Source organism: Neorhizobium sp. T25_27 (assembly GCF_002968565.1).
GTDB classification, from domain to species: domain Bacteria; phylum Pseudomonadota; class Alphaproteobacteria; order Rhizobiales; family Rhizobiaceae; genus Neorhizobium; species Neorhizobium tomejilense.
In genome coordinates this window covers 230395-242954 of sequence record NZ_PVBJ01000009.1, presented here as the reverse complement: position 1 = coordinate 242954, position 12560 = coordinate 230395, and the positions used below count along the sequence as shown (strand labels likewise).

The window sequence follows — 12560 nt, the reverse complement described above, 5'->3', positions numbered from 1 at the left end:
GATTACGCTACTGGCCGAAAGTTTATGGCACTAGCCGGCTGCCTGTCGCAGCATATGGTTGACGTTTCGCTTTTATGCGCCATGGTATGACATTTACGATCCTAAAGACCGGACTGCCACGACGCAATGAACACCCAGGCAACGCCCTCACCGCAGTTCTACCTGACGGCCCCGGCAGTTTGTCCCTATCTCCCGGGTGAAATGGAGCGAAAGGTCTTCACTCACCTGGTAGGCCCTCGCGCGGCCGAGATGAACGACCTACTGACCCAGGGCGGTTTCCGCCGTTCGCAGAACATCGCCTACCGGCCGGCCTGCGAATCATGCCGCGCGTGCATTTCCGTGCGCATCCTCGCTCACGAATTCGAGCCCGTGCGTTCGATGAAACGGGTTCTCGCCACCAATCGCGACGTGATCGCGACGGTTTACCCCGCACAGCCCTCCACCGAGCAGTTCTCGCTCTTCCGCCGCTATCTCGACGACCGCCATCAGCGGGGCGGCATGTCGGACATGTCGGCGCTCGACTATGCGATCATGGTCGAGGACACGCATGTCAACACCCGCATCATCGAGTACCGCCGCCGCGAGCCTGGCTCCGGCATCAGCGCCGAACCGAAGGGCGAGCTGCTTGCCGTCGCGCTGACCGACATGATGAGCGACGGCCTTTCGATGGTCTATTCCTTCTTCAATCCGGAATATGAAAAGCGCTCGCTCGGCACGTTCATGATCCTCGACCACATCGCCCGCACCAGGACGCTCGGCCTGCCGCATGTCTATCTCGGTTATTGGGTGAAGGGTTCGGCGAAGATGGGTTACAAGACCCGCTTCCAGCCCCAGGAACACCTGACCCCGCGCGGTTGGGAAATCTTCGATCCCGCCACGGACATCTGAAATCATCCCCATGAAGGACCATAAAAAGGGCCTCGTGCTCACCGCGATCGGCGGCCTTGCGCTCTCCTTCGACGTGCCGCTCGTGCGGCTCGGGCATGGCGAGATGTGGTCGACGATTGCGCTGCGCAGCACCGCGACCTTCGCCGCCGCCATCATCCTGTGGCTGCTCGTCCGGCGCTTCGGCTCGACCCGCCCGGTGATGATCCCCGGCAAGGCAGGGCTTGCCGCCGGGTTCTGCTATGGCATTTCGACGGTCGCCTTCCTCGGCGCCGTCTTCAACACGGCCACCGCCAACGTCGTCTTCATCGTCGCCTTCACGCCGATGTTCGCCGCAATTCTCGGCTGGCTGGTCCTCAAGGAACGTCCCTCGCCTTCGACGCTCGTCACCATGCTGGTGATGTTTTTCGGCGTCGGCCTGATCGTCTCGGGCGGTCTCGCGGGCGGCCATCTCCTCGGCGATATCCTGGCGGCAACGGCCTCGTTCCTGCTGGCCTTAGCGATCACGCTCAGTCGGGTGGCGCGTATCGACATGGGCTTCGTGCCGCTGGTCGCGACCATCATTCCGGCAACTATCGGGCTTTCCTTCGTCGTCGCATCCTCCGTTGCCGGCACGGGCGGCTTTTCGGTCGCAGACCCCGTCTGGGTGCTGTTCGACGGCGCGATCATGATGCCGCTCGCCTTCTGGTGCCTGGCGACCGGCCCGAAATATCTCTCCGGCCCCGAGGTCGGCATGTTCTACCTGCTCGAAACGATCCTCGCGCCGATCTGGGTCTGGCTGATATTTGCCGAAATCCCATCAAGCCGCACGCTCTTCGGCGGCTCGATCCTGGTACTGGCGCTGATCGGATATTCGGCCTGGCAGATGCGGCGGGTGGCGCGTCGCGATTATCTCGCAACGCGCCCAATCAGCTCCTGATCACCCAGCGAACTTCCCGCTCCGCGGAAAGCCCTTGGGAACGGCGCGGCCGGCGGTGGCGCGGTCGGCGATCCATTCCAGCAGCTCGTCCTTGTTGCGGGTGAACGAGCGGCCGGCGCTGTCTTCCCAGGAAAGACCGTCGGCCATGGTAAAGCAGCGGATGTCGGAAATGCCGCCGTCCTTGTAGCGCTGCAGGCGCACGCCCTTGCCGCGGGTCATTTCCGGCAGCTGCGACAAGGGGAAGACCAGCAGCTTGCGGTTTTCGCCGACGACCGCGACATGATCGCCCGAGACCGGCACGACCAGCTTGGTCTCGTCGGGCATGGCGACGTTCATGATCTGCTTGCCCTTGCGGGTATTGGCGATCATCTCGCTCTCGGCCACGACGAAACCGTTGCCCGCGGTCGAGGCGACGATCAGCTTGCGCTGTGGATCGTGGACGAAGGCGGTCAGGATGTCCTGGTCGTTCTCCATGTCGACGATGATGCGGATCGGCTCGCCATGGCCGCGGCCGCCCGGCAATTTGTCGGCGCCGAGCGTATAGACCTTGCCGCCCGTCGTGACGAGCAGCAGCTTGTCGGTCGTCTGCGCCGTAAATGCGATCTTCGGCCCGTCGCCTTCCTTGAAGGTCAGCGTCGAGGTATCCGAGATATGTCCCTTCAGCGCGCGGATCCAGCCCTTCTGCGAGACGACGACGGTGATCGGTTCCTTCTCGATCATCGACTGGTTGATCGCCTCGATATCGGCATCCGGCGCATCGGCGAAGGTCGTCAGTCGCGCGTACGGCTTGCCGCGGCCCTTGGCGAAATTCTTGCGGACGTCCTGGATCTCGTGCTCGATCACCCGCCACTGCTTGTCCTCGGAAGCCAGCAGCGATTCAATATCCGCCTTCTCCTTGGTGAGGTTCTCATGCTCGGTGCGGATCTCGAACTCTTCGAGCTTGCGCAAGGCGCGCAGCCGCATGTTGAGGATCGCCTCGACCTGGATGTCGGAGAGCGACCAGCGCTCCATCATGACAGGCTTCGGTTCGTCCTCCTCGCGGATGATGCGGATCACCTCGTCGATATTGAGGTAGGCGATCAAGAGGCCGCCGAGGATTTCCAGGCGCCGGTCGATCGCCGCCAGCCGGAAGCGCGAGCGGCGCACCAGCACGTCGCGGCGATGCGCCAGCCATTCCAGCAGCACTTCGTTGAGCGCCATCACCTTGGGCACCCGGCCCATGGAGAGCACGTTCATGTTGAGCGGCAGGCGGGTTTCCAGCTCGGACAGCTTGAACAGCGATTCCATCAGCAGGGTTGCATCCACCGTGCGGCTCTTCGGCACGAGAACGACGCGAACGTCTTCGGCCGATTCGTCGCGAACGTCTTCGAGCAGCGGCAGCTTGCGGGCGAGCAGCAGTTCGGCGATCTTTTCGATCAGGCGCGATTTCTGCACCTGGAACGGAATTTCGGTGACCACGATCTGGTAGCCGCCACGGCCGAGATCCTCGATGACCCAGCGGGCGCGGACGCGAAAACCGCCGCGACCAGTCTTGTAGGCCTCGACGATCGACTGTCGGCTGTCGATGATGATGCCGCCGGTCGGCAGATCGGGGCCTTCGATGCCGCCCTTGGCGGGCTCGGCCGGATCCGCCATCAGGTCCTCGATGGTCGCGGCCGGGTTCTTGATCAGGTGCAGCGCGGCATCGCAGAGTTCGTGAACATTGTGCGGCGGGATCGACGTCGCCATGCCGACCGCAATGCCCGACGTGCCGTTGGCCAGCAGGTTCGGGAAGGCACCGGGCAATACGACCGGTTCCGAATTCGATTCGTCGTAGGTATCGCGGAAATCCACCGCATCCTGGTCGATGCCCTCGAGCAGCAGTTCGGAGACCGCCGTCATCTTCGATTCAGTGTAACGCATCGCGGCAGGGCTATCGCCGTCGATATTGCCGAAATTGCCCTGGCCGTTGACGAGCGGATAGCGCTGGGAGAAATCCTGTGCAAGGCGCGCCAGCGCATCGTAGATCGACTGGTCGCCGTGCGGATGGAAGTTACCCATCACTTCACCGACGATCTTGGCGCATTTGCGGAAGGCTGCATTGGGACGCAAGCCCATCTCGCTCATCGCATAGACGATGCGGCGGTGGACGGGTTTCAGGCCGTCGCGCACGTCCGGCAATGCACGATGCATGATTGTGGAAAGCGCATAGGCGAGGTAACGCTCTTCGAGCGCTGCTTTCAGATCGACCGGCAGGATGTTGTCGCCGCCGTCGCCGCCGGGTGGTGTCAGATTTTTTCCCATGGGCCTTGACTAGCGGAAAGCCTGATTCTCGGCAAGAAAGACCGGGCGACAGCCTGTGGATGAAGGCATTTCAGAAGCTGAAATCAGCGTTTGGTTTACCCTGAATCGTCAGCCGCAATTTTGACGAAAGGAATGTGGAACAAAGCCATAAACCTTTTACCCGGCGTGCCTATAAGGTGCCGCGAACCAGTAACCGAACTACCGACAAAACCTAAAACGAAACGCGGGCCGGATCATTGCCCGCCAGGAGGAAATCCGATGCAATACTCCACCAAGGCCCGGCTTCTGCTCGCCGGCGCAGCGCTTTCGACTTTCGCCGGCCCGGCGTTTGCGCTCGACGGCAACGATCTCATCGCCAAGATCAACAGCGCTCTCTCGGTCCAGGGCGGCGCCGGCTTCTCGGCGGAAAAGGCCACCGTCAGCGGTTCGGACGTCACGCTCACCAATGCCAAAATCCTGATACATGCCGGCAAGCAGAGCCTGCCGCTCGGCACCGTCAAGTTCGAGGGCGTCGAAGAGGATAATGGCGGCTACACTGTCGAGACGGTCACGTTCGACAACGTCAACGCCACCCAGGACAAGACCGTCTTCACCGCCTCGGACATCTCGATCAGCGGCCTCACCGTTCCCGGCAATCCGGGCGGCGAAAGCCTCGAGGCAATCCTGCTCTATGACGAGGCGCATGTCGGCAAGATGACCGCCACCGTCGACGGCAAACCGGCTTTCTCAGTCGACGAGGTGAACGTCACGACGGAGGTCGCCGACGACAATTCCTCCATCGGCTTCGACCTCCAGGCCAACGGCATCAAGAGCGACCTCAGCCTCGTCGATGATGCGCAGGCCAAGGACACGCTGCAGCAGCTCGGCATCACCTCGCTTGACGGCAAGGTCGCCATGTCCGGCGCCTGGACCCTCAAGGACGGCACGCTCGACATCGACGAATACGCGCTCGATTTCGCCAAGGTCGGTCGCCTCAACCTCGCCTTCAGCATGTCCGGCTACACGCTCGACTTCATCAAGTCGGCGAATGAAACGGCCAAGGCGATGGAATCCAATCCGAACAAGGAAGAAGCCCAGCAGGCCGCAGGCCTTGCGATGCTCGGCCTGATGCAGCGCCTCACCTTCAACAGCGCCGAGATCCGCTTCGAAGACGCCGGCATCACCAAGAAGGCGCTCGACTATGCCGGCAAGAGCCAGGGCACCACGGGCGAAGCCATGGCGCAGATGCTGAAGGGCATGACGCCGCTGATGCTGGCGCAATACAACGTGCCGGAACTGCAGAACATGGTCAGCGCTGCGGTCAACACCTATCTCGACAAACCGGGCAGCTTCACGATCACTGCGGAACCGGCCAGTGCCGTCCCCTTCCCGATGATCATGGGTGCCGCGATGGGCGCACCAAACACGCTGCCGAAGGTCCTTGGCGTCAAGGTCACCGCCAACGACTGAGGCCGGCGACAGTGATTCGAAAAGCCCCGGCGAGAAATCGCTGGGGCTTTTCCTTTAATGGGCCTGGGAACTCGACATCGAGGCATGGTCCTTGTCATGGAGTGCGAAGCGGTCGATCATGCCGGCGCTCGCCTCGTTGGCCCCCCGCACGGTCACGTCCACACCTCGACGACGGTATTTGAGGACGACGTCGTCCAGCGCGCCGACCGCCGAAATATCCCAGAGATGCGCGTCGCCGACGTCGATCAGCACGGTCGCCACCGGCTCCTCGAAATCGAAGGACTTCAGCAGGCTTTCGGCGGAGGCGAAGAAGATCTGGCCCTCCACACGATAGATCCGGACACGGCCGTCCGAGGAGAGCTCCGAGCGGACGCGGAAGAGCCGTGCCACCTTGCCGGCGAAGAAGATGCCGGAGAGCAGGACGCCGACCAGAACGCCCTTCGACAGGTCCTGGGTGGCGAGAACGGTCGCGACGGTCGCCAGCATGACGATCGACGAGGTTCCCGGATGGCGCTTGAGATCGGCCACGGACTTCCACGAGAAAGTGCCGATCGAGACCATGATCATTACCGCCACGAGCGCCGCCACCGGCACCACCCTCAACACGTCGTCGAGCACGAGCAACAGCACCAGCAGGAAAGCGCCGGCGACGAAGGTCGACAGCCGCCCCCGCCCGCCCGACTTAACGTTGATCACGGACTGACCGATCATCGCGCAGCCGCCCATGCCGCCGAACAGCGCCGCAACGATATTGCCGGCGCCCTGGCCGAAACACTCCTGGCTCTTGCTGCTGGTCGTATCCGTCATGTCATCGACGATCTGGGCCGTCAGCAGGGATTCCAGGAGGCCGACGGCGGCAAGCGCGACCGAATAGGGAAAGATGATCTGCAGGGTTTCGAAGGTCAGCGGCACCTGCGGCCAGCCCAAGGCAGGCAGCGCGGTCGGCATTTCCCCGAGATCGGCGACGGTGCGGGCGTTGATGCCGAAGACCAGTGCCACGACCGTGACCACGATGATTGCGACCAGCGGCGACGGGACCACCTTCGTCACGTAAGGGAACAGGTAGATGACAGCAAGCGCCACGGCGATCAGCACATAGGTCACGTTCGGAACGTTGATGAGCTGCGGGATTTGGGCGACGAAGATCAGGATCGCCAGCGAATTGACGAAACCGGTCATCACCGAGCGCGATACGAAACGCATCAGACGCCCGAGCTTCAGGAAGCCGGCGAGGATCTGCAGCAGCCCCATCAGGATCGTCGCCGCAAACAGATACTGGATGCCGTAGTCGCGAACCAGCGGCCCCATCAGCACGGCAGTCGCTGCGGTCGCCGCCGAAATCATCGCCGGGCGGCCGCCGGTCAGCGCGGTGACGCAGGCGATTGCCACCGAGGCAAACAGGCCGACCTTGGGATCGACGCCGGCGATGACCGAAAACCCAACGGCTTCCGGAATGAGCGCCAGCGCCACGACGATGCCGGAGAGGACGTCGCCGCGAATATTGGAAAACCATTCGCGGCGGTAAGCTGAAATTCTGTTCATGAGGAAAAGTTCGCAAAAAAGTCGCATCCGCCGGGAGGATTATCCAGGTGTGACCAGACGTAAATGGGGCTGATGCTTTGCGTTGTCCGGCGGATCGGCGGCCGGAAGAGCCACCCGGGAGTCACACCCGAGTCCTTGTGATGGCGAACCATAGAGGGTCGGATGCTGCGGCGCAATGTCACGAACAGAAAACCCGGCGATCGCTCGCCGGGTTCTTGTGCTCGAAAAGAGCCGGATGGAAATTATTCCAGAACCTGGATGACGGTCCGGGTCTGCGGATTGACGATAACGCGCCGATCGTTGACGACCGTGTAGGCATAATCGTCGTAACCCTCGACCCTGCGCACTTCTACCGTCTCCGGCAGCGCGGCGCCGACAGCGACCTCTCCCTCATAGGAGATAGATGGAACGCTCTGCTCCATGACATAGGTGCGGACTTCGCCGGGCAGGACGACCGTCGAATTGGTCGTGACCGGATCCTGGGTGACGATCGTCGTCTGGGCGTAAGCCGCGCCCGAGAGTGCGATCAGGACCGCCGACGCGGCCAGTAGGGTCTTGCGCATGTCTTTTTCTCCCTGTGCTTCTGCTGTTCTAACAACACAAGGGCGCGGATATGGTTCCCATATTCGCTTGACGCACGGGACGCCAGGACGGCATCCTGACGCCCCAGGCGGGCTCGATCGACACCATTGCGGTGGCGAGGCAGGGACCGGCAATCAGGCACAGGCAGATGTTTTATCGCTCATAGGATCGTCCCTCTCCGAGGCGACCCTAGATAACGGTGTCTTTTAGCGGAGGTTTTGCGCCATGAATTTGCCAATCCAACCATCGACCCGGATATTCTGCCCCACCATCGACGCGGTGATCGACGATGCCCTCGCCGCCAGGCGGCTCGTCGGCACCGTGGTGATGGTCGCCAGGGATGGCGAGATCGTCTACCGCCGCGCCGCCGGATTGGCGGACCGGGAAGCGGGCCTGAAGGCCAGCGAGGACACGATCTTCCGCCTGGCCTCGATCACCAAGCCGATCGTCACCATCACCGCCATGCGGCTGATCGAACAGGGCCGCATCGGCCTCGACGATCCGGTGACGAAATGGCTGCCGGATTTCCGGCCGCGGCTCGAAGACGGGTCCGAACCGGCGATCCTCATCCGGCATCTCCTCACCCACACCTCCGGCCTCAGCTATTGTTTTCACTTGGAAGATGGTCCCTATGTCCGGGCCGGCGTGTCGGATGGCGTCGATCAGCCGGGCCTCTCGCTGGAAGAGAACCTCCGCCGCATCGCCTCGGTGCCGCTGCTCTTCGCCCCCGGCACCGGCTGGCGATATTCCGTCGCCATGGACGTGATCGGCGGCGTCATCGAGAAGGAGACCGGCAAACGCCTCGGCGAGGCCGTCGCCGAGCTGGTGATGCGGCCGCTCGCACTTTCCGATACCGGCTTCACGGTTACCGACCGTAGCCGGCTCGCGGCGCCTTACGTCGACGGTTCACCCGAACCGAAACGCATGGGCGCGACGGAGAAAGTCCGTGCGCTCGACGGATCGGTGACGTTCGCGCCGGACCGGATCTTCAACCCCGCCTCCTTCCATTCCGGCGGCGGCGGCATGGCCGGGACCGCCTCCGACGTGCTGACCGTGCTCGAAACCATCGCCAAGGGCGGCGCGCCACTGCTGTCGGAAAGGACGGTCAGGCAGATGACGACAAACCAGATCGGCGACCTGCTGGAGCCGACGCGGCCGGGCTTCGGATTCGGTTTCGGCTGGGCGATCGTGCTCGATCCGGCAAAGGCAGGACTGCCGGTTTCGCCCGGTTCGCTGCAATGGGGCGGCGTCTACGGCCACCACTGGCTCATGGACTTGGCGAAGAAAATCACGCTGGTGGGGCTGACCAACACGACGCTCGAAGGCATGTGGGGCCAGTTTACGCTGAACCTTAAAAAAGCCGTCGCCGCCGACCTTTAGGCCGGCGATCCTCAGAGATTGAATCAAAAAGCCCGGCACATGGCCGGGCTTTTTTTGTTCGCTTGAAAACTCAGTCCTTCTTCGGCGTGGGCATGACGCGGATGGCGAGTTCGCGCAGCTGCTGTGGCGTCGCCGGCGACGGGGCGCCCATAAGCAAGTCCTGCGCCTGCTGGTTCATCGGGAACAGCGTCACTTCGCGCAGGTTCTTGGCGCCGACGAGCAGCATGACGATACGGTCGATGCCGAAAGCTGCACCACCATGCGGAGGCGCGCCGTACTGGAAGGCGCGATACATGCCGCCGAACCGATCCTCGACATCCGCCTGGCTGAGACCAACCTTTTCAAAGGCCTTGACCATCAGTTCCGGCGACTGGTTGCGGATCGAACCCGAAGCGATTTCGAAGCCGTTGCAAACCGCGTCATACTGGAATGCCTTGATCGTCAGCGGATCCTGGTTTTCCAGCGCCTCGATGCCGCCCTGCGGCATGGAGAAGGGGTTGTGGGCGAAATCGAGCTTCTTTTCTTCCTCGCTCCATTCGTAGAACGGGAAGTCGACGATCCAGCACATGTCGAAACGGTCGCGGTCGACAAGGTTCAGTTCCTCGCCGGCGCGGGTGCGGGCTTCGCCTGCAAACTTGTAGAACTTGGCCGGGTCGCCGGCGACGAAGAAGCAGGCGTCGCCGTCATCGAGGCCGAGCTGGGTGCGGATCGCTTCGGTGCGCTCTTCGCCGATGTTCTTGGCGAGCGGGCCGGCGCCTTCGAGCTTGTCGCCTTCCTTGCGCCAGAAGATGTAGCCGAGGCCCGGCTGGCCGGTCGACTGCGCCCAGGCGTTCATGCGGTCGCAGAATGCGCGGCTACCGCCGGTCTTGGCCGGGATCGCCCAGACTTCGACCTTGGGGTTGGCGGCAATCATGCCGGCGAACACCTTGAAGCCGGAGCCGGCGAAATGTTCGGTGACGGCCTGCATCTCGATCGGGTTGCGCAGGTCCGGCTTGTCGGAACCATATTTGCGGATCGCCACGTCGTAGGGAATGCGCGGCCAGTCCTTGGTGACAGGCTTGCCTTCGGCGAACTGTTCGAACACGCCGGTCATCACAGGACCCATCGTGTTCCAGACGTCTTCCTGGGTGACGAAGCTCATTTCCAGGTCGAGCTGGTAGAACTCGCCCGGCAGGCGGTCGGCGCGCGGGTCTTCATCGCGGAAGCACGGCGCGATCTGGAAATAACGGTCGAAGCCGGCGACCATCAAGAGCTGCTTGTACTGCTGCGGCGCCTGCGGCAGCGCGAAGAACTTGCCTTCATGGATGCGGCTCGGCACCAGGAAGTCGCGCGCGCCTTCCGGCGAGGATGCCGTCAGGATCGGCGTCGAATATTCGGCAAAACCGATCTCGCCCATGCGGCGGCGCATGTCGGAGATGATCTGGGTGCGCTTGACGATGTTCCGGTGCAGGGTTTCGCGGCGCAGGTCGAGGAAGCGGTACTTGAGGCGCACGTCTTCCGGATAGTCCGGCTCGCCGAACACCGGCAGCGGCAATTCCTTGGCGGCGGAGAGCACTTCGATCTCCTGGGCGTAGAGTTCGATCTCGCCGGTCGCCATGCCCTTGTTGACGGTGTCTTCCGAGCGCGCCTTGACGAGGCCGTCGATGCGGATCACCCATTCACCGCGGACGATCTCGGCGGTCTTGAAAGCGGGGCTGTCCGGATCGGCGACGACCTGGGTCATGCCGTAATGGTCGCGAAGGTCGATGAACAGCACGCCGCCGTGATCTCGCACGCGATGCACCCAGCCGGACAGGCGGACGGTCGATCCGACGTCAGACTTCTTGAGGGCGGCACAGGTATGGCTGCGGTAACGGTGCATTTCAGTATCCTGGACTGGTAGGTTTTGCGGTCTTTTGGCGTGCATGGCACGGCCTGCCGGCTTTATGGAAAATCGGCGGGAAAAGCGCATGATGGACATGCTTTGTCAAGGCAGAACCGATGTTCCGCCCAAACGCCTGCCGGGAATGACGGGATATCCTGTGGCCTTCAGCGTGTCGAGCCACGCGCGAACAGGTCGCTCATCGCCCTCTCCGTGAACCGCTCACATCAGAAAGGCCAAGCGTGTCGCTTATCGCTGGCCTTGCCGATGGTTCGGGATATAGAACGGGTAGAACCGTCCAAAACCTCTCGCGATTCCCCTGCAAAGCCCTCCCCGATGAGCCATATCCGTCCGCTGGTCCCCCTCCTCGTCACTGCAGGCATCCTGATCGGCGGCAACGGATTGCAGGGCACCTATATCGCGCTGCGCGGCTCAGCCGAAGGGTTTTCGCCCTCGACGATCGGCATGATCGGCGCGGGCTACAGCATCGGCTTCGCCGTCGGCTGCATGTACGTGACGCGGCTGCTCAGGCAGATCGGCCATATCCGCACCTTCTCGGCGATGGCGGCGGTCACCGCGTCCGCTTCGATCGGCATGTCGATGATCGTCGACCCGACCTTCTGGTTCGCGATGCGCTTCGTGACCGGCATTGCGGTGGCCAGCCTGTTTGCGACGGTCGAGAGCTGGATCAACGCCAAGGTCACCAATGCCAATCGGGCGCGCACGCTCTCCATCTACCGTTTCGTCGATCTCGGCTCGGTGACGGTGGCGCAATACATCATTCCGACCGTCGGCATCGAAGGGCCGATCATCTTCAACATCATCACAATCGCGCTGATCCTGTCGCTGGTGCCGATCTCGATTGCCGACAAGTCGAGCCCGGCGCCGCCGGAAACGATCGCCTTCGATCTCAAGGCTGTCTGGCGGATTTCGCCGCTCGCGGTCGTGGGCGTCATTTCAGTCGGCCTGTCGATGGCCGCCTTCCGCAATATCGGGCCGATCTATGCAGCAGAGATCGGCATGAGCATCACCTCGATCGCCACCTTCATGAGCGCCGGCATCGTCGGCGGCGTGGTGCTGCAATATCCGCTCGGCATCTATTCCGACAGGCTCGACCGGCGCCGCGTCATCCTGTGGACGACGATCGGCTCGATCGTCACCGGCGCCTACCTCTCCTTCGGTGCCGGCACCAGCGAGACCGCCAATATCGTCAGCGTCTTCCTGTTCGGCGCCTTCTCGATGCCGCTCTATTCGCTGTGCTCGGCGCATGGCAACGATTACGCCAAGCCCGGCGAGCATGCGCTGGTTTCGGCCGGTCTGCTGTTCTACTGGTCGGTCGGAGCGACGATCGGGCCGCTGCTCGCCTCGATCCTGCTGCAGTATTGGGGCCCACGCGCCTTTTTCGCCTACACCTCGTTCATCTTCCTGGGCTTCATGATCTTCACGTTGAGGCGGATGCGGGCGCGGGCGCCCGTGCCCCCGTCGGAGCGTTCCTGGCGGTTCCGGGCATTGCTCCGGACGTCGGCTTATTTCAACCGGCTCGCCGGCCCGCCCGACAGACCCGATAAAGACGAGCGGGAGTAAAGGTTAAACACCGTTCCGTATTGACATATGCGGCGGGAAGGAGAAGGAAGGTTGATCACCCTCACGTGAATGAAA

Annotated in this window: 9 protein-coding genes and 1 other annotated feature; of the genes, 5 read left to right on the top strand and 4 right to left on the bottom strand. The window is 62.7% G+C overall.

Features of this window, described 5'->3' with window-relative positions; translation table 11 throughout:
* Nucleotides 1-126: 126 nt before the first annotated feature.
* Nucleotides 127-888, top strand: coding sequence for an arginyltransferase (locus C5J24_RS23500; RefSeq protein ID WP_046630036.1), 762 nt, complete (start codon nucleotides 127-129; stop codon nucleotides 886-888).
* A gap of 10 nt (nucleotides 889-898) precedes the next feature.
* Nucleotides 899-1804 carry a DMT family transporter gene (locus C5J24_RS23495; protein WP_105421399.1) on the top strand — a complete coding sequence of 302 codons (906 nt, stop codon included), beginning with the start codon at nucleotides 899-901 and terminating at the stop codon, nucleotides 1802-1804.
* On the opposite strand, the gene parC is transcribed toward C5J24_RS23495, so the two are convergent.
* Complete coding sequence (gene parC, locus C5J24_RS23490) at nucleotides 1805-4087, bottom strand: DNA topoisomerase IV subunit A (protein ID WP_105421397.1); 2283 nt, start codon at nucleotides 4085-4087, stop codon at nucleotides 1805-1807.
* 258 nt (nucleotides 4088-4345) lie between these two features.
* On the opposite strand from parC, the gene C5J24_RS23485 reads away from it, so the two are divergent.
* The gene (locus C5J24_RS23485) at nucleotides 4346-5536 is read left to right on the top strand and encodes a hypothetical protein (protein WP_105421395.1); all 1191 of its coding nucleotides are present in this window, start codon (nucleotides 4346-4348) and stop codon (nucleotides 5534-5536) included.
* Between the two features lie 54 nt (nucleotides 5537-5590).
* On the opposite strand, the gene C5J24_RS23480 is transcribed toward C5J24_RS23485, so the two are convergent.
* On the bottom strand, nucleotides 5591-7078 hold the full coding sequence (locus C5J24_RS23480) for a SulP family inorganic anion transporter (protein ID WP_105421455.1): 1488 nt from the start codon (nucleotides 7076-7078) through the stop codon (nucleotides 5591-5593).
* Between the two features lie 80 nt (nucleotides 7079-7158).
* Nucleotides 7159-7216, bottom strand: a sequence feature (sul1 is cis-regulatory element that is thought to sense ions involved in sulfur or methionine metabolism; They are found in Alphaproteobacteria).
* A gap of 104 nt (nucleotides 7217-7320) precedes the next feature.
* On the bottom strand, nucleotides 7321-7641 hold the full coding sequence (locus tag C5J24_RS23475) for a DUF1236 domain-containing protein (protein ID WP_105402959.1): 321 nt from the start codon (nucleotides 7639-7641) through the stop codon (nucleotides 7321-7323).
* Between the two features lie 244 nt (nucleotides 7642-7885).
* On the opposite strand from C5J24_RS23475, the gene C5J24_RS23470 reads away from it, so the two are divergent.
* Nucleotides 7886-9040 carry a serine hydrolase gene (locus C5J24_RS23470; protein WP_105421393.1) on the top strand — a complete coding sequence of 385 codons (1155 nt, stop codon included), beginning with the start codon at nucleotides 7886-7888 and terminating at the stop codon, nucleotides 9038-9040.
* Nucleotides 9041-9110: 70 nt separating this feature from the next.
* On the opposite strand, the gene aspS is transcribed toward C5J24_RS23470, so the two are convergent.
* Nucleotides 9111-10901, bottom strand: a complete 1791-nt coding sequence (gene aspS, locus C5J24_RS23465; protein WP_046636513.1) for an aspartate--tRNA ligase — start codon at nucleotides 10899-10901, stop codon at nucleotides 9111-9113.
* A gap of 336 nt (nucleotides 10902-11237) precedes the next feature.
* Here aspS and C5J24_RS23460 point away from each other — a divergent pair, with 336 nt between their 5' ends.
* A complete protein-coding gene (locus C5J24_RS23460) occupies nucleotides 11238-12485 on the top strand; it encodes an MFS transporter (protein WP_105421391.1) in 1248 nt (415 codons plus the stop codon).
* The last annotated feature ends 75 nt before the right edge of the window (nucleotides 12486-12560 follow it).